Genomic DNA, 25013 nt, shown 5'->3' on the forward strand with positions numbered 1-25013 from the left:
GTTGATCTGCGTTTCGCGGCGGCGGAAGCACATTTATGATTTCCCAATTTCTGCTTTCAGATTTTTTCATGACGCTGCTGTTTTCCCCTCTTGACTCTGCGGAACAGACTCACAATATTCCCCGGCTAATTTGCAGACAATTGAGTGGCGCACAGCAGAAGCATTATGGGAAAATCGAAGGTTAGGAAATCGACCTTAAAATCCGGCGGCAAATCAATCGCTCACCCCCCCGACCAATCCACCGCTGTCAGACGCCAGCCAGCAACTCCTGACCAAACAATCGCACCTTCGATGCGGGCAGGCAAAATGCATACCGGGACCCACGATAAACTTCGCGTAAACCACGAGCGCCGCAAAAACCCCGCGCACCTGGCGGGTGTCGGGCCCGCCGCCGCCCTGCCGCACGTCGGCACCATCCGAAGTCTGACCGGCGTGGAATTGACCGAAAAGATCAAGGATTTGGTCCGTCTGGCCCAGGAACAAGGCTACCTGACCTATGGCGATATCAATGACGCGTTGCCGGAAAGCGTCAACTCACCGGAAGAACTGGACGAGATTTATATCAAACTGCGCAACCTCGAGATCGAGATCGTGGATCAGGCGGAGGTCGATCGCATCAAGCAGCCGGAACCCGAAGAAGAGGAGGAAAAGGGGCGGCTGGACATTCTGGATGATCCCGTACGCATGTATCTTAAGCAGATGGGGCAGGTGGCTTTGCTGACGCGCGAACAGGAAGTGGAGATTTCCAAGCGGATTGAGAACGCGGAAAATGAGGTCAAGCGAATCATCTACAGTTTTGGATTTGCCGGCAAGGAACACATTGCATTGGCCGAAAAATTGATCTCCGAACCACCGAAAGAACGGTTCGACCGCGTCGTCGTGGACAAAAAAATTGACGGCCGCGAAAGTCACCTCAAAACGCTCCGCAAACTGGTGCGACACGTTCGCCTCATCGACCAGCAAGTGGATGAAAAATACGCGCAATGGCGCAACGGCTCTTCCAAGACCAAACGCGACAAACTCTTTACCGCCTTCAAAAAGCACGACAAGAAGCTCCAGGGCACTTTTATAAAGTTTTACTACAAGCAAAGAGTCATCGAAGAAATGTCGCTGGTCGCAGAGAATATCCATGACAAAATCCAGTTGAGCCGGCGGGTGATTCAGGAATGGGACCGACAGCGCAAGTCCCCCCAACAACAGGCCGTCATCCATTCTGAGGAGTGCAAAATCCGCGCCCTCGAGGAGTTCGTTCGCATGCCCGACAGCGATTACCTCAAAGCTTACGAACAGTTGAAACGTTTTTCCGCCAAAGCGCTCCAGGCCAAGACTGAGATGGTGGAAGCCAATCTGCGGCTCGTCATTTCCATCGCCAAGAAATACACCAATCGCGGCCTCTCCTTCCTTGACTTGATCCAGGAAGGCAACATGGGGTTGATGAAGGCGGTGGAAAAGTTTGAATACCGCCGCGGCTACAAATTCTCCACCTACGCCACCTGGTGGATTCGCCAGGCCATCACCCGGTCCATTGCCGACCAGGCCCGCACCATCCGCATTCCCGTGCACATGATCGAGACCATCAACAAGCTGATGCGGGTGCAGAAACAACTCATCCAGGATTTCGGGCGCGAAGCCACGCCGGAAGAAATGGCGGATGAAATGCAACTTCCGGTCGAACGCGTCCGCGCCGTATTGAAAATGGCGCAACAACCCATCTCGTTGCAATCCCCCGTGGGCGACAGTGAAGACACCAACTTCGGCGACTTCATCGAGGACAAGGCCACCGAAAACCCGGCCGAGATGACCAGTTTCAGTCTGTTGAAGGACAAATTGGGCGACGTGCTGACGAGCCTGACCGAGCGCGAACGAAAGGTTTTGGAACTGCGCTTTGGCCTGGGCGACGGTTATTCGCGCACGCTGGAAGAAGTCGGCAAACAATTCAAAGTTACGCGGGAGCGCATCCGCCAGATTGAAGCCAAAGCCTTGCGCAAAATGCGGCATCCCACCCGCATCCGCCAGTTGCACGGCTTCCTGGAAATACAGGAAGTGGAATAACTCGACTCTTGCTTTCGTATCCTGTTGTGCGTTCCAGGCAAACTCCCAGTTGACGTGGGTTTGCTCCGTCCAACGTTTTGCCGCAACAGAATACTTACCGCCTGCCTGAAAAAGTTCGTCCGCCGCGGCGGGCGAATTAACTTGTCCCCTGCCCGGCGGTCAGCAGAATAATTCTTTGTCCGAACCATTCGACTATGGACCCATAGCTCAGTGGTTAGAGCAGGCGACTCATAATCGCTTGGTGGTTGGCTCGCATCTTTTTCATTTCACAACACTTACGCAAACGCTGATTTTTTCTGGGCCACTTCTGGGCCACTTTTTGAGAGTGCTTTCGCAGGAATAGCTCCTTCACCAGCTTCCAATTAGCGTTGAACTTCAGCCCTCGGAATCAGAATGCGTCGCAGCCCAGGCAGCTTCCGCAGCACCTTGCGGCGAACGAGACGCCGCACCGTTTCTTCGCATACGCCCAATTCGGTCGCGCTGTTTTTCACGTCAAGGGTCTGACATTCGGGAATCGTTGTCGCATTCATAAAAGCTCAAGTTTCACGAGCCGACAGCATACGACCCATCGCGACTTCTTTGGTGAATCTGGGACACAACATGTCGTTATCCAAATTGAGTGATGGATGAAGGCGAGCGTGACCGGTTAGGTGGGATTGGTGGGCCTGCTCGGACTTGAACCGAGAACCAAAGCATTATGAGTGCTCTGCTCTAACCAATTGAGCTACAGGCCCACGTGGGAAAGGTTGCAGAAGCACCAGGAACTTTCAATAGCAGAGCCGAAAGATTGAATTGTCATGCTCCATGCTCCTGACCAAGAGCATGAGCGAGGGCTGTTTAGTTTCAGGTTCAAACGCTCGCTTTCATCCGGTGTTTCGGCCGGACTGCGTTTGCTTTGTTCTGCGTTTTCAAGTTTTTCTCCTGGCTCTCGTCAACTGACGCTGCTTCGACCTGGCTTGGCGCTTGGTTCTTGGTGAGGTCCAGTTTTTCCTCGATCTCACTCTGGCGACGGGTCAACTGTTGGTAACGCTCCTCGCGCTCGAAATGCGCGCCGACTTTGGTTTCCAACTCTTTCGCCCGCTTGTTGGCGTCGGCAATGTCGTATTCAAGCTTGGACGCACGCTCCTCAAATCCTTGGACGTTCGCTTCGAGCGAACGAATCGTGCCTATCTCAATCACGAGCGGATTGCCGCCTTGAGCGCGTCGGTGGTCGCGGCGATTTCGGCTTTCAACGCGATGCGCCGTGCTGTCGCGTCGGTTGAGACGGACAGGTAACCCAACAAACTCATTCTTGGCGGCCTACGCGCGGCACCGTTACTGGATTTTCACGTCGATAGCCTTCGACTTAGCATTCGGATTCTTCGGCAAATGGATCTTCAGAACGCCGTCCTTGAACTCCGATGTGACCTTAGTTCCATCCGCGTCGTCAGGCAGCGTGAAGGAGCGTTCGAAGCTTCCGTAACAGCGCTCGATGCGATGATACTTTTTACCCTTCTCTTCCTTCTCGGCCTTCCGCTCGCCGATGATACTTAATACACCGTCCTCCACTTTCACTTTTAGATCTTCCTTTTTTACTTCGGGCACTTCGGCTTTGAGGAGGTACTCGCGTTCTTCCTCGACGATATCCACCAACGGCGACCATTCGGTGACCGTCATCGGTTCTTTCAACTCCGGCCAGGAGCCGAAGATTTGATTCATGCGGCTCTGCATCCGCTCCATCTCGCGGATGGGATTCCAGCGAGTTATCGATCCCCACTCTTCCAGTTCATTCGATTTCCGAAACGGATTCCATTTAGTCAGTGTATTCATAGTTCGTGTTTTTCAATTTCCGGCGGCATTCGTTTTTGCGGTGTGAAGTTGGCTCCGCCGTTTTGCCAATCCCTAGCACCGTTTACGCGGGTCAAGCCCCGCCTCGGCATCTGCAAGTCAATCAACCTCGCTAAAGCACTGGCGCGCGTCGTTGATTTGCAAGTTGAGATACCCGGAGTCGCCGCGATGGTTTCGGGGCTACGGCACGAGCGCTTGCAGTATTCGTCACCGGATTCGAGACGGCTGGGGGCGGCTTTGACATCGCGCTGTTTGTATCAGCCGCAACTGACTTTCGTTGAGCCAAGACCTTCTTTTCGGCTTCCAGCCAATAATCGAGATCGTGACTGGATTGTCGGCCACCCTCTTCCCAAAGTGATTTAGCCACGGAAGCGATTGTTTCCTGATTGTTCTGTGTTGTCTCTAAAGTTGGCGTGTTCATACGTTTGCCTTCGATTTCATTGTACTAATTTACTTTTCCATCACCGCACCAGCAATTAGACGCGCGTCTTATTTTGAATCAGGAATCGAATGCCTCTGGGTAAGGAATTCGCCTACGAAGCAATGGGGTAATCGCTTCGGAAAACGCACAGCGCGTTCTGGTCGGTATGAGGCCGGACAAATTCCGGTGTGTCTTAGCCAAGATACGGAAAGCGCATAGGGACAAAGGAGCGAGAAAATGAATGATGGCAGGAACGCCACTCACACTGGAAATCCAAAGCGGGAGCTCTCGCGCCGCAGAACGTCTCTGCGCCGTGTCAATGGCTTCGCAAGAACAAAGACTATGAGCTTTTCACTTAACCGAATGCTTAAGGTCATCGCGCTCTACGCGGCGGGCGCCTGCCTGCTCGCCCTGCCCTTGCTGTGGAGTCATCGCGCGGCGCCACCGCCCAGTTCGGAATCGACGACTCGCCTCAATGTCGCAACGCCGAGAATGCCATTGGGGCCACGCGCCACGATTCGGGCAAACATCTGTTGCTGCGGCTCTGGAGCCTGGGCGGCCGTCGGTTTCTAATCATCGATGAAGGGAAGGCGAAATGAAACTCACCAGCGAAACCTTTGCCGAAGGTCATCCCATTCCGACCAAATACACTTGCGACGGTGCCGACGTCTCGCCACCGTTGCAATGGAGCGGCGCGCCGCCGGGCACAAAGAGTTTCGCCTTGATCTGCGATGACCCGGACGCACCCATGGGGACATGGGTGCATTGGGTACTCTACGGGCTGCCGGCCTCCATCAGCGCGTTGCCGGAGAAACTTCCCACGAGCGATAAGCTGCCCGACGGCGCGAGGCAGGGCATCACGCATTTCAAACGTACCGGTTACGGTGGTCCCTGTCCGCCGCCGGGCACGCCTCACCGTTACTTTTTCAAACTCTACGCGCTCGACACCGAACTGGCGCTGAAACCACGCGTGACGAAGCCAGACCTGCTTAAAGCGATGCAAGGCCACGTCCTCAGCGAAGCTTCGTTGATGGGCGTTTATCAACGCCGGCGGTAAAGCGCCACAACCGGAGGAAATACTATGGCTATCATCGGCATCGACCTGGGCACTTCGAACTCCGCCGCCGCGGTTTTGCGCGTCGGCCGGCCTGTCATCATTCCCAGCGCGGAAGGCGTGAGCCTCGGCGGCAAGGCCTTTCCCAGCTTCGTCGCCATCACCGCCGACGGCCATACGCTCGTCGGCGAACTGGCGCGCCGCCAACTCACCGTGAATCCCGAGGGCACCACCACCGCCTTCAAACGCAAGATGGGGCAGCGCCTGCGCGTTCGCTTGCGTGACAAGGAATTCACTCCTGAACAGCTTTCAGCTTTCCTGCTCCAAAAGATCAAACGCGATGCGGAAGCCTTCCTGGGCGAATCGGTCGACAAGGCCGTCGTCACCGTGCCGGCCTACTTTGACGACAACCAGCGCAGCGCCACCAAGGACGCCGCGAAAATCGCCGGACTCGAGGTCGTGCGACTCGTGAACGAACCCACCGCTGCCTCCCTAGCCTACGGGCTCGACCGACTCAAGCAGGAACTCCGCATCGCGGTGGTGGACCTGGGCGGGGGCACTCTCGACGTGACCATCATGGAGTTTGGCAAAGGCGTCTTTGAGGTCAAAGCCACCAGCGGCGACACGCAGCTCGGCGGGACCGACATGAACCTGGCCGTGTTCGAACACTTGGCTGACAAGTTCAAGGAACAAACCGGCGTCGATCCGCGCACGGACATCAAAGCCCGCGCCCGCCTCATGGAAGCCGGCGAGGTCGCCAAGATTGAACTCTCCACCAGCAGCACGACGCGCGTGAACCTCCCGTTCCTCGCCGCCGTGCGCGGCGAACCGGCGCATCTGGATTACGAACTGACCCGCGCCACGCTCGAACACATCGTCCGCCCCGTCATCGACCGCTGCCGCGCGCCGGTCGAACAGGCCCTCCACGATGCCGGCCTCGCCCCGCGTGAACTCGACAAACTGGTCTTTGTTGGCGGCCCTACGCGGATGCCGTGCGTACGCGAGTTCTTTGAAGAACTGCTTCATCGCAAAGCCGAGAAGGGCGTGGATCCAATGGAAGTCGTGGCCTGTGGCGCGGCGGTCCAGGCCGGCGTGCTCAGTGGCGAAGTCGGCAACATCGTCCTCGTCGATGTCACACCGCTCACGCTTGGCGTCGAGACGCTTGGCGGCGTGGCCACGTCGCTCATCGCGCGCAACACGCCCATTCCCGTCAAACGCACCGAGATGTTCACCACAGCCGCCGACCTGCAGACGGCCGTGACCATCCACGTCTTCCAAGGCGAGCGCCCCTTCGCGGCGGACAACACCAGCCTCGGCGAATTCAACCTCGAGGGGCTCGCGCCCGCCCCGCGCGGGATGCCAAAGATTGAAGTCACCTTCGACATCGACGCCAACGGAATCCTCGACGTGTCGGCCAAGGACACCGCCACGGGCAAGTCACAGTCGATTCGTATCAGCGGCTCGACGCGGCTGACCGACGCGGAGAAGGAGCGCATGGTCAAGCAAGCGGAGCAGTCTGCCGAGGCCGACAAGAAGCACCGCCGGGAAGTGGACCAGCTCAACAACGCCGACGCCCTCTGCTACCAGGCGGAGAAGACGCTGGCGGATCACAGCGACAAGATTGCCGACGACTTGAAGAAGCGCATCGACACCGCGGTGAGCGAAACCAAGGAGGCCATCAAGAAGAAGGACGCCGCCCTCGCCACCGAGCGCGCGGACAAGCTCAAGGACGCGTTGCAGGAAGTCGGCAAGAAGCTCTACGCCGAAGCTGCTGCCAGGACGCCCCACGCGCGTGCCGGTGTACAGGAACCGACCGGCGAACCACGCCCCAGCGGGTCCGGCTCACGCGGCAAGGTCGTGGATGCGGAGTTCCGGGAAACAAAACAGCCGTAGCGAACCCAGGAGCCTTGTGCGTCCAACCCATCTTTATCTGACGCTCAATCAAGGGCCTGTTCCCGGTTTACCCCGCCGGGACCAGTCCTGGCCTTCTGTTCGCCAAGCGAACCAGGCCAGTTGAAACGCGCGGCCCGCGAGCGATCGAATGAAGATTCACCATTTAACAGTCTCCGACGCATTCGCCAGCTTGCAGAGCAGAGGGGAAGGACTTTACGCGAAGGAAGCGGCCCGCCGTCTCGCGGAGTTCGGGCCGAACATCGTCGAGCGCGTTCGCGGCGAACCACTGGCGCTGCGCTTTCTCAAAGATTTCACGCACTTCTTTGCCATCATTCTGTGGGTGGCCGCCGGTCTGGCCTTCCTGGCAGACTGGTGGGGTCCGGGCCATGGCATGGCAACATTGGGCTTCGCCATGATCGGCGTCATCGCCGTCAACGGCGTGTTCTCCTTTTGGCAGGAGTTTCGCGCGGAGAAAGCCATCCACTCGCTGCAACGTCTCCTCCCGCGGGAAGCGACTGTGCTGCGGGAGAGTCAGGCGGAAAAAATTCCCGCCGCGGAACTCGTCCCCGGTGACATCGTCCTGCTGGAAGAAGGCGCCAACGTTCCTGCCGACTGCCGGCTACTTGAGGGGTTCGACGTGCGCGTCAACAATGCCACGGTGACTGGCGAATCGCTTCCTCACGCCCGCGACTCGGGACCGTCGAGCGAACCCGAACTGCTCCACAGCGCCAACGTCCTGCTCGCGGGCACATGGCTTGTATCCGGCCAGGCGAAGGCGCTGGTATTTGCCACGGGCGCACATTCGGAATTTGGCAAGATCGCGCGCCTTACGCAGTCGGCGAAGGAACCGATGTCGCCGCTGCAGAAGGAAATTGTCCGGCTCAGTCATCTCGTCGCCGTGCTGGCGCTGGGATTGGGCGTCATTTTCTTTTTCATTGGCCGCGCGATCGGACTCTCGTTCTGGGCCAACTTCATTTTCGCGATCGGGATTATCGTGGCGAACGTGCCCGAAGGCTTGTTGCCCACGGTCACGCTCGCGCTGGCGATGGGCTCCCAGCGCATGGCGCGACGCCACGCCCTCATCCGCCATTTGCCGGCGGTTGAAACGCTTGGCTCGACCACGGTGATTTGCACGGACAAAACCGGAACGCTCACGCAAAACGAAATGGCCGTGACGCGCCTCTACCTGGATGGACAGGTGGTGGATCCGCGGGAAATCGCACAGTCCGGCTCGTTCGTCACGACGCATCGGCGATTTTTTGAGACGGCCTGGTTCTGCCACAATGTCAAACCCGGCAAGCGCGCCGGCTACGGCCAGTGGTTCGGCGATCCGATGGAAATCGCCATTGTCCAGATGGCAGCGAACGTCGGCCTGGACAATCCGGAGTTTCCGCGTCTCGATGAGATTCCTTTCGACTCGCAGCGCAGGCGGCTCGCGACGGTGCAGCAGACACCGGAGGGCGCGGTGCTTTATCTCAAGGGCGCGCCGGAAGTGGTGCTGCCCCGGTGTGAACTGGCCGAGCTGGACGGCGCGCTTATGCCGCTCACCGATGCACTCCGCGCGCGCTTCCGCGCGGCGGAGGAGGCGATGGCAGCGGCGGGTTTGCGCGTGCTGGCCTTCGCGCACCGCCCGGTGCCGACGCGATGCGAGCGCGAGCATCTGGAGGAGCGGCTGACGTTGACCGGACTTGTCGGGCTCGAGGATCCGCCCCGCCCGGAAGTCACCGCGGCCATCGCTCAATGCCGCGCTGCGGGCATCAAGGTCATCATGGTTACGGGCGACCATCCGCAGACCGCGCTGGCCATTGGACGGGAGATCGATCTGGTGCGCTCCAATGCGCCAGTGGTCATCACCGGTGAGCAGTTGCATCGCCTCTCCAACACACAGCTCCAACTTGCGCTCGACGCCCCGGAGATTCTCTTCGCACGCGTTGCCGCCGACCAGAAGATGCGCATCGTTGCCGCGTTGAAACGAAAGCGGGAGATTGTCGCGGTCACGGGTGACGGGGTGAACGACGCGCCCGCCCTGAAGCAGGCCGACATCGGGATCGCCATGGGCCTCAGCGGAACCGACGTGGCGCGCGAGGCGGCGGACATGGTTCTGCTGGATGACAATTTTGCCAGCATCGTCGCCGCGATCGAAGAAGGCCGCGCCGTCTTCGCGAACATCCGCAAATTCCTGACCTACATCCTGACCTCAAACGTGCCGGAGTTGATGCCTTACCTGGCATTCGTGCTGTTCAAGATTCCACTGCCACTGACGGTCATTCAGATTCTTGCCGTGGATCTCGGGACCGACATGGTGCCTGCATTGGGTCTTGGCGCGGAAAAGCCCGGGCCGAACGTCATGCGCCTGCCGCCTCGTCCGCGAGCCGAACGGCTGCTGGACTGGGCGCTTATCGCGCGCGCTTATCTCTGGCTGGGGCCGATGCAGGCGGCGGCGGCGTTGGCGGCGTTTTTCTTCGTCCTGCGCCAGGGCGGCTGGCGCTACGGCGAAACGCTCCCCGCAAACGCGCCCCTTTACCTGCAAGCCACCACGGCCTGTTTGACCGCTATCATCATCATGCAAGTCGCGAACGTTTTTCTGTGCCGCAGCCGACGCGAATCCGTGTTCCGCTTCGGCCTGTTCAGCAATCCGCTGATCTGGCTTGGCCTCGGGGTCGAACTCTCGCTCATTCTGGCCATTGATTACACATCGTGGGGCAACGCTGTCTTCGGCACCGCGCCCATACCCATCAAAGCGTGGCTGTTCGTCCTTCCCTTCGCGCTGGGCATGTTGGCGCTGGAAGAACTTCGCAAATGGATCGTGCGCACACGGTCAAGCGCCAGTTGTGTCGGACCGTCCTCGCTCAATTACAGAAGGAACCTCAAATCGCGGCATCGAACAACCACCTCGACCACTTCAACTGAACTTAAACCAACGGAGAAAAACGCATGAAAATGAAACACTCGCTTGTCTCAACATCCGTCAGCGCGATCGTGCTGGCGATGCTCTCATTCAGCTCGCTTCGGACTTTCGCCCATTGCGACAGCCTGGATGGCCCGGTGGTCAAAGCTGCGCAGCGCGCGCTGGCTGAAGGCAACGTCAACCTGGTTCTCATCTGGGTGCAAAAGAACGATGAAGCCGAAATTAAAGCGGTGTTTCAGAAAACACTCGCCGTGCGAAAGCTGAACGCTGAGGCGCGCGAACTGGCGGACACCTATTTCTTCGAGATGCTCGTGCGCATCCATCGCGCCGGCGAAGGCGCGCCCTACACCGGCCTCAAGCCCGCCGGGCGCGACCTCGGCCCGGCCATTCCCGCCGGAGACAAGGCGCTGGAGACCGGCCAACTCGAACCGGTGCAGCGCCTGCTCTCGAACGAGATGGAACACGGCCTGCACGAACGATTCAAAGAGGCGCTGGCGAAAAGGAAATTCCGCCACGATGACGTCGAGACCGGTCGCGCTTACGTGAACGCCTACGTCGCCTACATTCACTATATCGAGGGACTGCATCAGGCAGCCAAGGGCGCAGTCCACGGCCATCCCGGGGAGTCCGGCGAAACAGACGCGCATCCGGCGGGGCACCACGAGAAACCGTGAACCACCAATGACGACGCCAAAGGCTGCTTCATGCCTGCCACCACCCAGCGCGATTTCTACGAAGTCCTCGGCGTCCCGCGCGAGGCGGACGAAAAGAAGATCAAGGACGCCTTCCGCGAACTCGCGCTCAAGTATCATCCCGACCGGAACAAGGAGCGGGGCGCGGAGGAGAAGTTCAAGGAGATCGCCGAGGCCTACGCGGTGCTCTCCGACCCGAAGAAGCGCGCCGAGTATGACACCGGAGGGTTTGCGGGTGTCGCGAGCTATTCCGCAGAGGATCTGTTTGGCGGGATCAACTTTGAAGAGATCTTCGGTGGCCGCGGCTTCGGCTTCGACTTTGGAATGAGTGGCGGCGGCGGCGGTTTGTTCGAGCGCTTCTTCGGACGAGGCGGACCAGCGCGAGGTGAGGATATCGAGATCATACTCACCATTCCGCTGGAGAAAGTAGCCAGCGGCGGCGAGGCCATCGTGCGCGTGCCACGCTCGGAGAAATGCCCGGAATGTGAGGGCACGGGTTGCAGACCTGGTACGAAGCCGCGCTCTTGCGAGAGGTGCAAGGGGTCCGGGCGGCAGACCACCAGCCGTCGTGATGGCGGCGTGATGTTCCAACAAATCACCACCTGCCCCGAATGCGACGGCAGAGGCCAGTTCATCGACAAGCCGTGCCCCAAGTGTGAGGGTCGCGGCGAAGTCGAGCGCGAGGAGAAAATCACGGTAAAAGTTCCCCCCGGAGTCGAGGAAGAAATGGCCTTGCGCGTCCCCGGCCACGGCTATGCGTCGCCGCAGAAGGGTGTCGTACCTGGCGACCTGCTTGTCGCCATCCGCAGCGAACCTGACGCGCGATTCGAGCGGCACGGCGCCGACCTGTGGCGCGATGCAACCATCGACGTTGCAGACGCTGCCCTCGGCACGAAAATCAATGTGCCCACGCTCGACGGCGAAGTGAAGGTGAACGTGCCTTCCGGCACGCAGCCGGACACCGTGCTGCGCCTGGATGGCAAAGGCTTGCCCAACTTCAAGGCGCGCGGCCACGGCAGCCTCTACATCCGCGTCAACGTGCGCGTTCCGCAGAAACTCTCTCCGGAGGAGCGGAAATTGTTCGAACGCTTACAGGCCATTCGGCGCAAAGACAAATGAGCGCCAGCTTCAACAGCAGCCCGTCCGTGACAGAGACTCGACTCTCCCTCAACGCAGAAGGGCGAACTCATAGGCATCCTCACCGCGGAGAATCTCGGCGAATACCTGATGATTCAAGCTGCTCTGGATCAGTCGTTGCGAGAGAAATTTGGTGGAAGACGGCGTTCAGTTACACGCGTTGAGCGCTGGCCTGCATGAGACGGCGCAAATTCCGATGGGTGTTGGCCAAGATATGGTAAGCGGCTGTTGTCGAGAAGAGATTAAACTAGACGGTTAGGAAAAGCTTTCTTATGAAAAAGATGGCGTCTCGCAAAAAAAACAGAATTCCTCAACCAGACGTCGGTGGTGTGGGCAAAAAGAAACCGCTCGCGCAGAATGCAGTCAAGCTTACGCCTTTCCAAAGCGAGAAGGAGACCCAGCCTTTGGCTCTTTTGCAGGAGCACTTTATCCACTCGGAATTACAACCCGTCATCTTCGAATATTTTAACCTAGCGGCCACGGACGTTTCGCTCGCCAGCACGTTTAACAATTGGCAGACTCGCGCGACGCCCATGAAGCCGCAAAGCGCCGGCAAATGGACGGCGGAAGTGATGCTCAAACCAGGGCGCTACGAATACCGGCTCATCGTCGATGGCCGGTGGCAGGACGATCCGATGGCGACACGGTTCGCCACCAATCCCTTCAGGGGTTTGAATTCCGTCATCAAAGTCGAAGCACTGGGAATTTAAGCTGGAATTGCGGGCTCGCCGACATGTCCAGCAACTTGGCCGCGAGCCGATCATGCGATGAATCGGACCTGTCTGAGACTGATCGTGCTGGTCGCCCTTCCGATGTTTGTATCGGGATGCTCGTCCTTGTTGCCTCATTCGCAGACCGCCACGAAATCGCGATGGAAATCTTACAGCGAGGCGAGGGACGCTTTCGACCGTATCGTGCCGAACGAAACGGGAACGAACGCGCTTTCGGAACTTGGTCTTGACCCGAACGCCAATCCCAACGTCCGCGTCTTGACTTATCTCGATCTCATCCAGCGCTTCCTGCCGAACCAGGCGATCACCAAAGACGACTTGGACAAAGCCGTCCGCAGTTGCATCGAGGGGCGGGAGAAATCCATGGCTTTGGAGGTCGAGTTGAACGAGATTCGAAGCCAGCGCCACGGCAACGTGCTGTTGGACATATTCGGCTTTCAGCGAAACACCCATGAAACCGGATGGCAGTTCAAGGGGTTGCTCCTCCTCCGCGACGGCTTGGTCGTTTACAAACTCTATTCTGGACAGCCGGAGGTTGATCGCAACGAAAAGAAGGTGAAACCGCTGGGTCCGTTGCAGGAGTTGGACAACATCGTGATAGGAACCGTTGAAAGAGTCCGGTAGAAACCACCATGGCAACAGCAGAATCAAAACGGTGGCCCAATCACGACTGAACTTCCCATGCCTTTGGTCATCAACGAAGACATTGCCGGACAACTGGAGGAAGTCGCGCGCATCCTCGCCGAAGGACATGAGCTTGGCGCTGACAGGTGCGGTCATTTGCATGGTGGTCACAGTGGCGTTTAAATGGAGCACTCCGCCATCCACTGGAAACAGTCCAACACAATCGCGCAAGGTACTGGAAAAGGTCCACGAAGGATTGCAATGAAAAAGGATTTGCTCATTGAAGCGGCGATCTATGTTTCCTGTCTTTCACTCGTAAGTCTGTTATGGCACGAGCCTGTGGTATTGCTTCTGTGTTTGTCCATCATCGGTGCGTGGATGCTGTGGCGTTGGCATCGGCGCAGTGACGTGCTTTTCTACCTTGCGGGGTTCGTGCTCGGGCCGTTGGGCGAGGCGATGGCCGTTTACTTCGGCGCATGGACCTACGCCGAGCCGCTTTTTCTCGTGCCCATTTGGCTACCCTGCCTTTGGGGCATCGCCGCCCTCTTCGTAAAGCGGCTTTGCAACACGCTGCTCAAAACAAAATGAACGCGCGGCTACGCAATCTGCCCGTAGGCAAACTGCCATCGGACCTCTTGGCAAAGCTGGTCGGCAGGTTCGAGTCGAAAGACCCACGCGTCGTCGTCGGGCCGGGCGTCGGTTTAGACTGTGCTGTCGTGCGTTTCGGCGAACGACTGCTCGTGTTGAAGTCCGACCCGATTACTTTCGCGGCGGACGAGATCGGTTACTACCTTGTTCAGGTGAACGCGAACGACATCGCTACGACCGGCGCCCAACCGCGCTGGCTCTTGCTCACGATGCTTCTGCCCGAAGGGAAGACGAGCGCAAAGTCCGTCGAACGTATCACAGAACAAGTCCAGGTTGCTTGCTCCGAAATCGGCGTGACGATCATCGGCGGCCACACGGAAATCACACATGACCTGAAACAACCCATTCTCGCGGGAACGCTCATTGGCGAAGTGAAGGGGCAGCATTTGATCACGCCGCGCGGCGTGCGACCCGGTGACCGGCTGCTGCTCACCAAAGGTGTGCCGATTGAAGCGACAGCGATTTTGGCGCGGGAGTTTCCCGAGCGGCTGGCGGGTGTGCTCAGCGCCGCAGAGCTTCGGGAAGCCCGGGCGTTTCTGCACAAACCCGGCATTAGTGTCGTGCGGGATGCTCGAATTGCACTGCGCGCCGGCCAGGTGACGGCGATGCACGATCCGACGGAGGGAGGATTGGCGATGGCACTTTGGGAACTGGCCGAGGCAAGCGAGCGGAGGATTTGCTTCGAGCGCTCGGCTGTGCCGGTGCCACCACTGTCAGCGCGAGTTTGTCGGAGCTTGCGCCTTGACCCGCTCAGGGCGATTGCTTCCGGCGCGCTATTGCTGACCACGCCAAAAAAGGATGCCCGCAACATCCAACGTGCCTTGGAGGGTGAAGGAATCGTTTGCGCGCAAATCGGCTGGGTTGAACGCGGCCCTGCCGGTGTGTGGGAAATCTCGCGTGACAAACGCTCGCCTCTGTGCCCGCCGGCTCGAGACGCAATCGCGCGGTTGTTTGAATCGACTCGAAAGCAAAGGAGCAAACATGAATCTGACTATCGTAAAAATCGAAAAGCCCGACGTTATTAATTTCATTCTCGGGCAGACACACTTCATCAAGAGCGTTGAGGACATCCATGAAGCACTCGTCGGTGCCGTGCCTGGCATCCGGTTCGGGCTGGCCTTTTGCGAGGCGTCGGGAAAATGTCTCGTGCGCTGGAGCGGCACCGATGCGGCGATGACTGATCTGGCGAAAAACAACGCCCAGGCGATTGGTGCGGGACACAGCTTTATCGTGTTCCTCGGCGATGGGTTCTATCCGCTGAACGTGCTCAACACGCTCAAGCAAGTGCCGGAAGTGTGCCGAATCTTCTGTGCCACGGCGAATCCGGCCGAGGTTTTGATCGCGCAAACCGAACTGGGCCGCGGAATCCTGGGAGTGGTGGACGGTTGGTCGCCGAAGGGTGTCGAGGACGAGGCGGAGATTGCATGGCGCAAAGGCTTTCTCCGACAAATAGGTTACAAGCTTTGAGCGGTGGACTGCGGATGGCGTCGAATGAGCATGAACTCAATTTTCGTCATTGCGCCTTACAAGTACGAAGCCATGTGGGTCTTCGACGACCCGCGCGTGGGATTGCACCGCGAGCCGTTCGTCAGTGGGGCGGATGTCATGATGGACCGCCTCGTCCTCAACCTGCCGAACGCCGACAAAGGTTTTCGACTTTTGTTTTCCGCCGCGCCGTTTCCCGGTCGCATGGTGAAGTTGGAATGGCGGCGCGAAGAGCATGGCGGCAACTGGTATTACAGCCCAGAGTTCGATATGGAAGGTTGGCTGTGTCCGGCTCTTTACCAGTACTTTAGAGAATCGCCGGCAGCAATTTATGTCCAAGCTCAGGCAAGAAGTAGTTAGACAGAACGCGAGTACCGGGTTGAGATTGTAAGGCTTAGGATTCGTGACGCGGGTGACCCGAAACCATGACGAACGTCAGCATTTGTTCAGAACAAGTTTTGTGAGGCAAGTATGGAAGACATTCATAGCATTTACTTGAAACAGTTGCAGGGTCGCTTGAGCGGCATCGTTTACGAACTCACCAAGGTTCGGTTTTCGTCGTTCCGTCCGTACGAAAATTGGTGCCCGGCGATCAACGCCTATCGATGTCGTGACAGCGTCATCATCTGCGTGGATTTGGCCGGGGTGGACAAATCGCAGATCGATGTCCGGGTGGAATCGCGGCGCGTGTTGATCCGTGGCCGGCGTCAGCCGCTCGAACCGGATGAAACCGAAGGACGGCCGATGCAAATCCTCGCGCTGGAGATTGACCATGGACCGTTCGAGCGCGAAGTGGCGCTGGCTGAGGAGGTCGAGTCCAACGAAGTGCAGGCCGAGCAGCGCAATGGTCTGCTGTGGATTTACCTGCCGCTGCGCCCGCCGGGGTGAAACCACCCTTTTTGGATAGTATGGATACACAACCCTCCATTAAGGATTCGACGCTGGCCGGTTCGGCATCAGAAGCGACGGCCCCTCCTCCCGCTGTCGTGGCCAACAAGCCAGAAGATCAAGGCGAGCCGAAGATTCCTGACGTGCTGGCGATTCTGCCGACGCGCAACCTGGTTCTGTTTCCAGGCACGGTCGCGCCGGTCAGGATCGGGCGACCTGAATCTATCAAGCTTTTGGAGGAGAGTTTGCCGCAGAACAAAATCATCGGTATCCTCACCCAGCGCGTGGCGGAAAACAACAACCCAGGGCCGGACGACCTCTATCGCGTCGGCACAGCCGCGCTGGTGCTGAAGCTCTTGCGCCAGAGCCATGACGCGGTTGTTCTTGTTGTCCACGGACTGCACCGGTTTCGCATTCGAACCGTCCTCCAGACGCAACCGTTCCTGCGCGCCGAGGTGGAATTGCTCGCGTCCATTCCTCCATCTGTGGCAGACAAGGAAGCCGAGGCCGCGTTTCGCAACCTGCGCGAGACGTCGGCGCAGCTAGTGGAGTTGACGCCAGATTTGCCCGATGAGTTGCGTGCCGCCCTGATGAACTTTAAGGACGCCGGCCAATTCGCGGATTTCGTCGCCAGCAATCTGAATTTGGAAGTGGCGCAGAAGCAGGAGGTGCTCGAAGAACTCGACGTATTGAAGCGAGTCCAGGCAGTGCAGCAGCGTGTCTCGTCCCAGCTTGAGATTGCCCGCATCCAGCAGAAATTGCAGAAAGACGTTACTTCGCAATTCACCGACATGCAACGTCGCGCCTATTTGCGCGAACAACTTCGCGCGATTCAACGCGAACTGGGCGAAGGCGAGCAGGAAGTCGGGCGGCAGGTCGATCAGCTTCGGAAACGCCTGGAGGAAGCCAAGCCTCCCAAGCAGGTGATGGAGCAGGCCGAGCGTGAATTGAAGCGACTCAACTACGTGCCGCCAGCCAGCGCGGAGTTCTCCGTCATCGTCAGCTATGTCGAAACGATTGCGGAACTGCCGTGGAGCAAGCTGACCGAGGACAATCTGGACTTGCGCCGAGCGCAGAAGATTCTCGACCGTGACCATTTCGATTTGGAGAAAGTGAAGCGCCGGCTCATCGAGTATCTCGCCGTGCGCAAGCTGAATCCCGAAGGGCGCGGCGCCATTCTTTGCTTCGTCGGCCCACCCGGAGTGGGCAAGACCAGTCTCGGCCAGTCTATTGCGGATGCGCTCGGTCGCAGGTTCACGCGCATGAGTCTCGGCGGAATGCGCGATGAGGCGGAGATTCGGGGGCATCGCCGGACTTACATCGGCTCGATGCCCGGCCGGCTCATTCAGGAATTGCGCCGCCTCGGCACACGGAATCCCGTAATCATGCTCGACGAAGTGGACAAGATTGGTGCCGACTTCCGCGGCGACCCAGCCAGCGCGCTGCTCGAAGTGCTCGATCCACAGCAGAATCACTCTTTCGTTGACCATTACCTGGACGTGCCGTTCGATCTCTCACAGGTCATGTTCATCACTACCGCAAACGTGATGGACCCCGTGCCGCCGGCGTTGCGCGACCGCATGGAAGTCATCGAGATTCCCGGTTACACCGGACGCGAGAAACTCGAAATCGCCAGGAACTACCTCGTGAAACGGCAGCTCACGGAAAACGGTTTGAAGTCGGAGCAATGCAAGTGGTCGGCCCCGGCGCTGACGAAGGTTGTTGAAGATTACACTCGCGAAGCCGGCGTGCGCGAATTGGAACGGCAGGTTGGTGCCGTCTGCCGTGCTGTGGCGGCGCAAGTCGCCAAAGGTGAGCGCGCGCATGTCAGCGTCACGCCGGAAATGGTGCAGACGATACTCGGCCCTGCCAAATACGTCCGCGAGACACGGCTAAAGACGAATCGACCGGGCGTCGTCACAGGTCTTGCCTACACGCCTGCCGGCGGCGAAATTTTGCACATTGAGGCCACGCGCTATCCGGGCAAAGGCAACATCACACTCACGGGACAGATCGGCGACGTGATGAAGGAATCGGCGCAGGCCGCGTTGAGTCTCGTGCGCAGTCGTGTGAAGGAACTCGGCATTGAAGCCGACGCATTCAAGGACACCGACATCCACGTGCACGTGCCAAGCGGGGCGGTGCCCAAGGATGGGCCATCCGCCGGCGTCGCCATGTTCACCGCGCTCGCGTCTCTGTTCACGCAAACGCCCGTGCGTTCGACGGTTGCGATGACCGGCGAGATTACGTTGCGCGGTTTGGTGCTGCCGATCGGCGGTTTGAAGGAAAAAGTGTTGGCTGCAATGCGCGCCGGCATTCAACACGTTGTTATCCCCAAGTTGAATGAAAAGGACCTGCCTGACGTGCCGGCGGAGGTCAAAAAGAAGCTGAAATTCACGCTGGCAGAGACCGTCGATGAAGTGCTCGCGGCAGCGCTGGAAAGAACCAATCGCAAGCCTCTGAGCAAACCAGAAGGTGCGAGGAAAGTGAATACTTCCGCCCAGAGGTTGCGCCCAGCGGCCAAGACGCATCGTCGGGCTGTGACGCCCGCGTGAAACTGGTATGGAAGTACGGCCGATGATAGACCCGGGCGTAGTGCGCGGCGAATGGTGGCACCGGCTCGAAGACGGTCGCATCCAATGCGACCTGTGTCCGCGCTTCTGTAAGATGCAGGAAGGACAGCGGGGGTTCTGCTTCATTCGCCAGGCCCGCGACGGCGGTGTTGTTCTGACGAGTTATGGTCGCGCGTCAGGCTTCTGCATTGATCCCATCGAAAAAAAACCTTTGAATCACTTCTATCCGGGGACGAGTGTTCTCTCCTTCGGCACCGCGGGCTGCAATCTCGGCTGTCGCTTCTGTCAGAACTGGGACATCTCAAAAGCGCGCGAGGACGACCGCCTCAGCGCCTGGGCCACGCCGGCAGCGGTCGCAGAAGCTGCGTTCAACTCAGGCTGCCGAAGCATCGCCTTTACTTACAACGACCCGGTGGTTTTCGCCGAGTATGCCATCGACTGCGCCATCGCCGCACATGAACGTGGCATCAAGACCGTGGCGGTGTCAGCCGGCTACATGAACCCCGAGCCGCGCAAGGAATTCTACGCGCACATGGACGCGGCCAACATCGACTTGAAAGCATTTACGGAGCAGTTCTACCAAAAGATTTCCTTCGCTGAATTAGGCGCCGTGCTCGACACGTTGCGCTGGCTGAAGCACGAGACCAAGGTTTGGTTGGAAGTCACGACCCTGCTCATTCCAGACCACAACGACTCGGAACAAGAAGTTGCACGGCTGTGCGACTGGTTTGCCAAGAACCTCGGGCCGGATGTGCCGCTGCACTTCTCTGCGTTTCATCCCGACTTCAAAATGCTTGATGTTCCGCCAACGCCGCCAGCGACTCTGACGCGGGCCCGCCTGCAGGCCTTGAGCGCAGGAATCCATCACGTTTACACGGGCAACGTGGAGGACGTGGAAGGACAATCCACTTATTGTCCTGCTTGTCGCCGGTTGCTGATCGAACGGAACTGGTATCGACTGGGCCAATGGAACCTGGATGCGAACGGCAACTGTCCGTTCTGTGCGTCACGCCTGGCCGGGCACTTTGATCCGCAGCCGGGACGATGGGGCAGGCGGCGCCGACCGGTGTTTATTCGCAGTCAACCCGACGATTCGCAATAGCGGCAGAAGTTGGACGGCTTTGGCAATCGCCATCAGGAATGTCAGCACGATTTGTCATTCAGGAGCATCAAGCCCGGACGCATCACTTTGATTTCAGGCTCGAAAAAGAAGGTGTGCTAAAAAGCTGGGCGGTTCCGAAAGGGGTCCCTGACGAACCGGGGACGAAGCGGCTGGCCATCCAGGTTGATGACCATGCTCTGGAATACGGCGGTTTCGAGGGAACCATTCCTGCGGGCAACTACGGCGCGGGCACGGTGCGGATTTGGGACCGCGGGCATTACGACCTGCAGGAGTGGAGTCCTGACAAAATTGTTTTCACGTTGCACGGGGAACGATTGGATGGAACCTACAGTCTCGTGCGATTCAAAGGCGGAGGAGCGAACCGTTGGCTGCTGATGCGAACCAAAGAATGAATCACCATCTGTCAAAATTGAATCACGACAAACCAATGAAGCCCCTCACAGTGTTGTCACGCCCTTGTAGCTGCTCCAAACAATGGCCGGAGTAAATGACACGAGCGTCAACGGGAGCGGACAGGCGCGCTGTGGTTTCGAAGGGCGAAGCTCCCGCCGATCACGGATCTGCTTCCCTTGGGGTTGCAAGGACGCTCGTCCTTGCTGTTCCGTTTCGGCAGATTTACTCACGATGCGCGGACAGTACGAAGGTTTCTTCCGCATGGATCAAGTTGGTTGTGGCAGCAGATTGCTGCGAGGCGGCGCTCCGCGTTGCTGCTTTAGTCGCCGGCAAACCAAAGCTGAAAAATCATTTCCATGGTTTGCCCGCAGCCGGATTGGACACTGTTTCCGGGCCATCGCAGTTGCAGGGTGACGTCGAGAACACGTCGCGCCCTTTCTCCCGGACAACGATCACCGGGCAGTGAGCATATCGGATGACTTTCTCCGTCGTGCTGCCCAAGGTGGAAGAGAAAGTCCCTCGTCCACTATGTGTGGCAATGATGATTACATCGGCGTTCAACGATTTGGCGGCGCAGACGATTTCCCGAAACGGCCTTCCGGTCTTGACGAGAGAATGAATCGGCACGTCACCATCGATCGCGTCAATCAGTTTGCTCAATTCGCGTTCGTAGCTTTCCTGCCGCCGTTCCAGCCAGGAAACGTATTCCGCCTCGCCGTACTCGAAGCTGGTGGGTTCGTCCGGAACCACGGCGAGCAACGTGACCTCGGCTCCGTATTGCTTGCCAAACGCGATGGCGCTGCGCAACGCCCGTTTGGAGCAATCCGAGAAATCAGTTGGCACCAGGATTCTCTTGATCTTGATCCCGAACGCGGCTGATTTCGAAGGCAACGGCTCCATGTCCAACAACCGTGTGTCCCTCGACTTGAGTTCGACCGGCGGGCTTGTCCTTTTGTGCTCAGATTCGATTTTCATATCCCAATTCTTTCGTACGTCCGAAACGGATTTTGGACTCCACGATTCTTGCCAAAGTCGAACCGTTCCTTGTTCGTGAATGCTTTTGCCAGTTCGATGTTGAGAGCGGGCGAAGTTTTTCGCTCAAAGCGGTGTTAGGCAAAATACCCAGCAAGAACCGCCTGAGTGGGATCCGACGGGCTTCCCTTAGAAATGTTAATGCTTGAAAGCGCGGTCTCGCATCCTACCACCAAGAAACGACCAACGTTTGGCAAGATCAGTGGAGCAGATTCGCGTGAGCGCGACAAAAGTGTAATTGATACGAAACAAGGGAATGACGTTGCGCGATACGCGCACAAGTGAAAGGAGATGTTTATGGCAACGTGCGAGGTTTGTGGAAATGATTATGACAAGGCGTTTCGGGTGAAGGTGGGCCGCAAGACCCATGTGTTTGATAGCTTTGAGTGCGCCATTCATGCGTTGGCGCCGCTCTGCAAACATTGCGGGTGCAAGATTATCGGCCACGGCGTGGAAGCAAGAGGGAAGCTGTTCTGCTGTGCCAATTGCGCGAGCAAAGAAGGGGTGCGTGGCATTATTGATCGAGTTTGACCACATCAGGCCCGGAGAATGGTCATGAAAGCGAGAGCCGAAAACCCGGCGCGAACACGGCGGGACCGTCTGATACACGAGATGGTTCATGATCCGTATAAAACCAAGCGCAAGCTTTCAGAACCCACTGTTTGCCCAGTCTGCAACGCGGTGTTTCTGAACGGTCGCTGGCGGTGGGTTGATTCATGGCCACTGAGTGCCAACAAGGCAATCTGTCAGGCCTGTCACCGAACCAAGGACGATTACCCCGCCGGCGTGCTCATATTAACCGGCCCGTTTGTGCGGACACACAAAGTGGAATTGATCAACCTTGCCCGGCATCACGAGCGGGAAGAGAACATCGAACACCCGCTGCATCGCATCATGCGAATCGAAGAACATCCCGACTCGCTGGTGATCAAGACGACCGACATTCACCTTCCGAGGCGCATCGCCGACGCGGTTCATCATGCTTACAAGGGAGAACTTGATCTGCATTACGACAAGGAAGGATATTTCGCTCGAGCCAACTGGAGGTATGAACAGTAACCATCAAACTAATGAGGAACAATATGCCACTCTACGAATACATTTGCCGCAAATGCCACAAGAAATTCGGCGAAGTTCTGACGATCAAAGAACACGAGTCGAAAAAGATTCGTTGCCCGAAGTGCGACAGCCCAGACTTGGAAAAGGTCATTGAACCTTTTGTCGCGGTCACGTCGAAAAAGAGCGGGACGTGGTGACAGCAGGGGCGAATTCCCCTCACCAAGCAGGCGTTTGGAATAATTCTCGGGCGAACCTGGCTTCAGGCAAGTAATGGCCGAAGTTCGCCAATTAACGGGAAGCGCACCCAGCCGGGCAGCAGGAGTGTTAAGATGTAAAACCGATGCACCGGTTTCGATCATCATGCAAATGGTGAAAGGAAATAGACGGAGGAGAAAACTGAGAGCAAGAACTCGGTTGTCGTCCGGAAGCTCTTGGTGAAGTACGTGCGAAACCCGGAGCCATTAAAAGATGAAACGCATTTTACCAGCAAGACCCCACTGGCAATCCGATTCCAGGAAGCCGGGGAGAATCGATCCGAAATGGGGGTGGCATTATCGCGTCCTGCTGACGTTGCGCGAGCGATTGCTGCGGGAGCGTGGAGAAAAGTTGGATGACGCGTCGCAGCCGCTCGAACCGCACAGCATGGACATGGCCGACAGCGCCACGGATGAATTTGATCACAACATGGCGCTGAGCGAGCTGTCTGCCGAGCAGGACGCGCTCTTCGAAATTGAAGAAGCGCTCAAGCGCATCCTCAATGGCAGCTACGGCGTCTGCGAGGAAACCGGGAAGCCGATTTCGCCCGCGCGCCTGCGGGCGGTTCCGTGGGCTCGTTTCTCGAAAGGGGTAGAGAATCGGCTCGAGGCGCAGGGTGCCGTCAGTCGCGCTCAACTCGGGCAGGTCGCCTCGGTTCGTGGTCCCCAGAACCGGAGTCTGGAGGAAGCCGAAACGCCGGAGGAAGAAACGCAGGAACCCGCGCCGAAGGACGAAGCTCTTTTGCATGTCTATTCGCCACCGGGCAAGCATCTCCAAACCAGGAAAACCTCAGCCAAAAGACAGAAACGCGCTCGAGTCACAGGAGGTATCGAATGAGAAAAATATATTATGTTGATGAAGCGATGTGTGGCGGCGAGGAGTTGCCGGCCGACTTCGATCTCGAAGAGTTCTGTGAGGTCCTTCAGGGGAAGGTGCCCGAAGTGGAGATTGTCCCAGTAACGGACCTGAAAGACTCGGCGGTCAACCGTGACCCGTCTTTGGTGACTGAGTCAGTGTTGAATGAAGCGCTCGGAGAGTATTGTCATCGTTAGCCTCACGAATCAATCCATTCTGTGTTATGAACTGTCCCAAATGCATTTCGCCGATGGTCAAAGTCACCTTCGCCGGTGTGGAGGTGGATCGTTGCACCAGCTGCCAGGGCATTTTCTTCGACGAGTTGGAGAAAGACCAGTTGCTGAAGATGAAAGGCGCCGATGCGGTTGACATCGGTGAGGCGAAGGTGGGTAAGGAATTCAACAGAGTGGACCGCATCAACTGCCCGCGTTGCGGCAGTCGGATGCTTCGCATGGTGGACCTCGACCAGCCGCACATCTGGTTCGAGAACTGCACCGTCTGCGGCGGCTCCTTCTTTGACGCCGGCGAGTTCCGGGATTTGAAGCACGACACTCTCGCGGACTTCTTTAAGGACTTGGTGGTCAAGGAGCGGAAGCAGCCTCGGCCCGAAAAGTTCGGAGTCCCATCCGGCATCAGAAAGAGGAAAGAAGAATGAAGAGCACCATGAAAGCGGGGGAGAAGTTGGCGGTGACGCGGAATGTCCTCATTCCCGCAGAGCAGGCGCATCTGGAAGGTGAATTGAAGATTCCAGCCGGTTCGGCAGGAGTGGTGCTCTTCGCGCACGGCAGCGGGAGCAGCCGGCACAGCCCGCGCAATCAGTTCGTGGCCCGGGTCATCCGTGAGTCGGGCAACGGCACGTTGCTCTTCGACCTGCTGACGCGCGAGGAAGAGCTCGAAGACAACATCACGGCCCAGCTTCGGTTTGACATCGGTCTGTTGGCGAGGCGGCTCGTTGAGGCGACCCGCTGGCTGGCGACCCAACCTGAAACACAGCAACACGGGATCGGCTATTTTGGTTCCAGCACGGGCGGCGGCGCCGCCCTGGTGGCAGCGGCAGAACTGGGCAAACAGATCAACGCAGTTGTGTCGCGCGGTGGACGTCCGGATCTCGCTGGCAACGCCTTGCCACGTGTCCAGTCACCCACATTGCTGATCGTCGGGGAATACGACGAGGTTGTGATTCGCCTCAACGAGGAAGCGCTCGCCGAGCTCCGATGTGAAAAGGAATTGAAGATTGTCCCGCGCGCCACGCATCTCTTTGAAGAACCGGGCGCGTTGGAAGAAGTGGCGCGGCTCGCGGCGGACTGGTTTCAACGTCACTTGCGCTGCCGCATAGAAGCCAAACCATGAATCGCGAAGGCAG

At 58.1% G+C, this 25013-nt stretch carries 29 protein-coding genes and 1 tRNA gene; 23 read left to right on the plus strand and 7 right to left on the minus strand.

Annotated features, from left to right (window positions below; genetic code table 11):
• Positions 1-165: 165 nt before the first annotated feature.
• Complete coding sequence (rpoD, locus tag HY298_02010) at positions 166-2052, plus strand: RNA polymerase sigma factor RpoD (protein MBI3849055.1); 1887 nt, start codon at positions 166-168, stop codon at positions 2050-2052.
• A gap of 362 nt (positions 2053-2414) precedes the next feature.
• On the opposite strand, the gene HY298_02015 is transcribed toward rpoD, so the two are convergent.
• From HY298_02015 to HY298_02035, 5 genes are all read right to left on the minus strand, one after another.
• Positions 2415-2582, minus strand: coding sequence for a helix-turn-helix domain-containing protein (locus HY298_02015; protein ID MBI3849056.1), 168 nt, complete (start codon positions 2580-2582; stop codon positions 2415-2417).
• 127 nt (positions 2583-2709) lie between these two features.
• Positions 2710-2786: transfer RNA gene (locus HY298_02020), tRNA-Ile, on the minus strand.
• A 115-nt stretch (positions 2787-2901) separates the two neighbouring features.
• Positions 2902-3231: a hypothetical protein gene (locus HY298_02025; protein ID MBI3849057.1), complete on the minus strand. Its 330-nt coding sequence runs from the start codon at positions 3229-3231 to the stop codon at positions 2902-2904.
• Between the two features lie 135 nt (positions 3232-3366).
• Positions 3367-3861, minus strand: a complete 495-nt coding sequence (locus tag HY298_02030) for an Hsp20/alpha crystallin family protein (protein ID MBI3849058.1) — start codon at positions 3859-3861, stop codon at positions 3367-3369.
• A 130-nt stretch (positions 3862-3991) separates the two neighbouring features.
• Entirely contained in the window at positions 3992-4300 is a 309-nt protein-coding gene (locus HY298_02035) for a DUF2934 domain-containing protein (GenBank protein ID MBI3849059.1), read from the minus strand.
• 342 nt (positions 4301-4642) lie between these two features.
• Between HY298_02035 and HY298_02040 the strand changes: the two genes are divergently transcribed.
• The 16 genes from HY298_02040 (at position 4643) to HY298_02115 (ending at position 20448) form a co-directional block, all read left to right on the plus strand.
• The gene (locus HY298_02040; GenBank protein MBI3849060.1) at positions 4643-4873 is read left to right on the plus strand and encodes a hypothetical protein; all 231 of its coding nucleotides are present in this window, start codon (positions 4643-4645) and stop codon (positions 4871-4873) included.
• 22 nt (positions 4874-4895) lie between these two features.
• Complete coding sequence (locus HY298_02045; GenBank protein ID MBI3849061.1) at positions 4896-5357, plus strand: YbhB/YbcL family Raf kinase inhibitor-like protein; 462 nt, start codon at positions 4896-4898, stop codon at positions 5355-5357.
• Positions 5358-5381: 24 nt separating this feature from the next.
• Entirely contained in the window at positions 5382-7247 is a 1866-nt protein-coding gene (dnaK, locus tag HY298_02050) for a molecular chaperone DnaK (GenBank protein MBI3849062.1), read from the plus strand.
• Positions 7248-7395: 148 nt separating this feature from the next.
• Positions 7396-10185 carry a cation-transporting P-type ATPase gene (locus HY298_02055; protein ID MBI3849063.1) on the plus strand — a complete coding sequence of 930 codons (2790 nt, stop codon included), beginning with the start codon at positions 7396-7398 and terminating at the stop codon, positions 10183-10185.
• 50 nt (positions 10186-10235) lie between these two features.
• Entirely contained in the window at positions 10236-10829 is a 594-nt protein-coding gene (locus HY298_02060) for a hypothetical protein (protein ID MBI3849064.1), read from the plus strand.
• Positions 10830-10859: 30 nt separating this feature from the next.
• Complete coding sequence (gene dnaJ / locus HY298_02065; protein MBI3849065.1) at positions 10860-11966, plus strand: molecular chaperone DnaJ; 1107 nt, start codon at positions 10860-10862, stop codon at positions 11964-11966.
• A gap of 290 nt (positions 11967-12256) precedes the next feature.
• Positions 12257-12694, plus strand: coding sequence for a hypothetical protein (locus tag HY298_02070; protein ID MBI3849066.1), 438 nt, complete (start codon positions 12257-12259; stop codon positions 12692-12694).
• 57 nt (positions 12695-12751) lie between these two features.
• Entirely contained in the window at positions 12752-13339 is a 588-nt protein-coding gene (locus tag HY298_02075; GenBank protein MBI3849067.1) for a hypothetical protein, read from the plus strand.
• Positions 13340-13600: 261 nt separating this feature from the next.
• Entirely contained in the window at positions 13601-13927 is a 327-nt protein-coding gene (locus tag HY298_02080; protein ID MBI3849068.1) for a DUF2878 family protein, read from the plus strand.
• Positions 13924-15012, plus strand: a complete 1089-nt coding sequence (locus HY298_02085; protein ID MBI3849069.1) for an AIR synthase — start codon at positions 13924-13926, stop codon at positions 15010-15012. The genes HY298_02080 and HY298_02085 overlap by 4 nt, the downstream gene beginning before the upstream one ends.
• A complete protein-coding gene (locus tag HY298_02090) occupies positions 14969-15454 on the plus strand; it encodes an adenosine-specific kinase (protein MBI3849070.1) in 486 nt (161 codons plus the stop codon). The genes HY298_02085 and HY298_02090 overlap by 44 nt, the downstream gene beginning before the upstream one ends.
• Before the next feature lie 30 nt (positions 15455-15484).
• On the plus strand, positions 15485-15832 hold the full coding sequence (locus tag HY298_02095; GenBank protein ID MBI3849071.1) for a hypothetical protein: 348 nt from the start codon (positions 15485-15487) through the stop codon (positions 15830-15832).
• 111 nt (positions 15833-15943) lie between these two features.
• Positions 15944-16360, plus strand: coding sequence for an Hsp20/alpha crystallin family protein (locus HY298_02100; GenBank protein ID MBI3849072.1), 417 nt, complete (start codon positions 15944-15946; stop codon positions 16358-16360).
• Positions 16361-16380: 20 nt separating this feature from the next.
• A complete protein-coding gene (gene lon, locus HY298_02105; protein ID MBI3849073.1) occupies positions 16381-18915 on the plus strand; it encodes an endopeptidase La in 2535 nt (844 codons plus the stop codon).
• A gap of 7 nt (positions 18916-18922) precedes the next feature.
• Positions 18923-20035, plus strand: a complete 1113-nt coding sequence (gene amrS, locus HY298_02110; protein MBI3849074.1) for an AmmeMemoRadiSam system radical SAM enzyme — start codon at positions 18923-18925, stop codon at positions 20033-20035.
• The gene (locus tag HY298_02115; GenBank protein ID MBI3849075.1) at positions 19978-20448 is read left to right on the plus strand and encodes an ATP-dependent DNA ligase; all 471 of its coding nucleotides are present in this window, start codon (positions 19978-19980) and stop codon (positions 20446-20448) included. Before amrS ends, HY298_02115 begins: the two co-directional genes overlap by 58 nt.
• 349 nt (positions 20449-20797) lie before the next feature.
• Here HY298_02115 and HY298_02120 read toward each other — a convergent pair whose 3' ends face one another.
• Together HY298_02120 and HY298_02125 are read right to left on the minus strand one after the other, a co-directional pair.
• Positions 20798-21424 (minus strand): universal stress protein, encoded by a 627-nt coding sequence (locus HY298_02120; protein ID MBI3849076.1) that lies wholly within the window; start codon positions 21422-21424, stop codon positions 20798-20800.
• Between the two features lie 195 nt (positions 21425-21619).
• Positions 21620-22102, minus strand: coding sequence for a hypothetical protein (locus tag HY298_02125; GenBank protein MBI3849077.1), 483 nt, complete (start codon positions 22100-22102; stop codon positions 21620-21622).
• On the opposite strand from HY298_02125, the gene HY298_02130 reads away from it, so the two are divergent.
• From HY298_02130 to HY298_02155, 6 genes are all read left to right on the plus strand, one after another.
• Positions 22037-22540 (plus strand): ATPase, encoded by a 504-nt coding sequence (locus HY298_02130; protein ID MBI3849078.1) that lies wholly within the window; start codon positions 22037-22039, stop codon positions 22538-22540. The genes HY298_02125 and HY298_02130 overlap by 66 nt on opposite strands.
• A 23-nt stretch (positions 22541-22563) precedes the next feature.
• Positions 22564-22737: a zinc ribbon domain-containing protein gene (locus HY298_02135; protein ID MBI3849079.1), complete on the plus strand. Its 174-nt coding sequence runs from the start codon at positions 22564-22566 to the stop codon at positions 22735-22737.
• 271 nt (positions 22738-23008) lie between these two features.
• Positions 23009-23632, plus strand: coding sequence for a TraR/DksA family transcriptional regulator (locus tag HY298_02140; GenBank protein MBI3849080.1), 624 nt, complete (start codon positions 23009-23011; stop codon positions 23630-23632).
• Positions 23629-23847, plus strand: a complete 219-nt coding sequence (locus HY298_02145) for a hypothetical protein (protein MBI3849081.1) — start codon at positions 23629-23631, stop codon at positions 23845-23847. The genes HY298_02140 and HY298_02145 overlap by 4 nt, the downstream gene beginning before the upstream one ends.
• Positions 23848-23873: 26 nt before the next feature.
• A complete protein-coding gene (locus HY298_02150; protein MBI3849082.1) occupies positions 23874-24305 on the plus strand; it encodes a zf-TFIIB domain-containing protein in 432 nt (143 codons plus the stop codon).
• 8 nt (positions 24306-24313) lie between these two features.
• Positions 24314-25000 carry a dienelactone hydrolase family protein gene (locus tag HY298_02155; GenBank protein MBI3849083.1) on the plus strand — a complete coding sequence of 229 codons (687 nt, stop codon included), beginning with the start codon at positions 24314-24316 and terminating at the stop codon, positions 24998-25000.
• Positions 25001-25013 lie beyond the last annotated feature (13 nt).

Source organism: Verrucomicrobiota bacterium (genome assembly GCA_016200005.1).
Taxonomy (GTDB): Bacteria; Verrucomicrobiota; Verrucomicrobiia; order Limisphaerales; family PALSA-1396; genus PALSA-1396.

Bases quoted from the DNA above. Each gene is read 5' to 3' on its own strand.
- HY298_02085 (MBI3849069.1), top strand. From the start codon at position 13,924: ATGAACGCGCGGCTACGCAATCTGCCCGTAGGCAAACTGCCATCGGAC.
- HY298_02120 (MBI3849076.1), bottom strand. From the start codon at position 21,424: ATGAAAATCGAATCTGAGCACAAAAGGACAAGCCCGCCGGTCGAACTC.
- HY298_02045 (MBI3849061.1), top strand. From the start codon at position 4,896: ATGAAACTCACCAGCGAAACCTTTGCCGAAGGTCATCCCATTCCGACC.
- HY298_02125 (MBI3849077.1), bottom strand. From the start codon at position 22,102: ATGAACCATCTCGTGTATCAGACGGTCCCGCCGTGTTCGCGCCGGGTT.
- HY298_02030 (MBI3849058.1), bottom strand. From the start codon at position 3,861: ATGAATACACTGACTAAATGGAATCCGTTTCGGAAATCGAATGAACTG.
- HY298_02130 (MBI3849078.1), top strand. From the start codon at position 22,037: ATGAAAGCGAGAGCCGAAAACCCGGCGCGAACACGGCGGGACCGTCTG.
- HY298_02135 (MBI3849079.1), top strand. From the start codon at position 22,564: ATGCCACTCTACGAATACATTTGCCGCAAATGCCACAAGAAATTCGGC.
- amrS (MBI3849074.1), top strand. From the start codon at position 18,923: ATGGAAGTACGGCCGATGATAGACCCGGGCGTAGTGCGCGGCGAATGG.
- HY298_02070 (MBI3849066.1), top strand. From the start codon at position 12,257: ATGAAAAAGATGGCGTCTCGCAAAAAAAACAGAATTCCTCAACCAGAC.
- dnaJ (MBI3849065.1), top strand. From the start codon at position 10,860: ATGCCTGCCACCACCCAGCGCGATTTCTACGAAGTCCTCGGCGTCCCG.
- HY298_02095 (MBI3849071.1), top strand. From the start codon at position 15,485: ATGAACTCAATTTTCGTCATTGCGCCTTACAAGTACGAAGCCATGTGG.
- HY298_02115 (MBI3849075.1), top strand. From the start codon at position 19,978: ATGGGGCAGGCGGCGCCGACCGGTGTTTATTCGCAGTCAACCCGACGA.
- HY298_02015 (MBI3849056.1), bottom strand. From the start codon at position 2,582: ATGAATGCGACAACGATTCCCGAATGTCAGACCCTTGACGTGAAAAAC.
- HY298_02090 (MBI3849070.1), top strand. From the start codon at position 14,969: ATGAATCTGACTATCGTAAAAATCGAAAAGCCCGACGTTATTAATTTC.
- HY298_02060 (MBI3849064.1), top strand. From the start codon at position 10,236: ATGCTCTCATTCAGCTCGCTTCGGACTTTCGCCCATTGCGACAGCCTG.
- HY298_02145 (MBI3849081.1), top strand. From the start codon at position 23,629: ATGAGAAAAATATATTATGTTGATGAAGCGATGTGTGGCGGCGAGGAG.
- HY298_02150 (MBI3849082.1), top strand. From the start codon at position 23,874: ATGAACTGTCCCAAATGCATTTCGCCGATGGTCAAAGTCACCTTCGCC.
- rpoD (MBI3849055.1), top strand. From the start codon at position 166: ATGGGAAAATCGAAGGTTAGGAAATCGACCTTAAAATCCGGCGGCAAA.
- HY298_02040 (MBI3849060.1), top strand. From the start codon at position 4,643: ATGAGCTTTTCACTTAACCGAATGCTTAAGGTCATCGCGCTCTACGCG.
- lon (MBI3849073.1), top strand. From the start codon at position 16,381: ATGGATACACAACCCTCCATTAAGGATTCGACGCTGGCCGGTTCGGCA.
- HY298_02055 (MBI3849063.1), top strand. From the start codon at position 7,396: ATGAAGATTCACCATTTAACAGTCTCCGACGCATTCGCCAGCTTGCAG.
- HY298_02155 (MBI3849083.1), top strand. From the start codon at position 24,314: ATGAAAGCGGGGGAGAAGTTGGCGGTGACGCGGAATGTCCTCATTCCC.
- dnaK (MBI3849062.1), top strand. From the start codon at position 5,382: ATGGCTATCATCGGCATCGACCTGGGCACTTCGAACTCCGCCGCCGCG.
- HY298_02100 (MBI3849072.1), top strand. From the start codon at position 15,944: ATGGAAGACATTCATAGCATTTACTTGAAACAGTTGCAGGGTCGCTTG.
- HY298_02080 (MBI3849068.1), top strand. From the start codon at position 13,601: ATGAAAAAGGATTTGCTCATTGAAGCGGCGATCTATGTTTCCTGTCTT.
- HY298_02075 (MBI3849067.1), top strand. From the start codon at position 12,752: ATGAATCGGACCTGTCTGAGACTGATCGTGCTGGTCGCCCTTCCGATG.
- HY298_02035 (MBI3849059.1), bottom strand. From the start codon at position 4,300: ATGAACACGCCAACTTTAGAGACAACACAGAACAATCAGGAAACAATC.
- HY298_02140 (MBI3849080.1), top strand. From the start codon at position 23,009: ATGAAACGCATTTTACCAGCAAGACCCCACTGGCAATCCGATTCCAGG.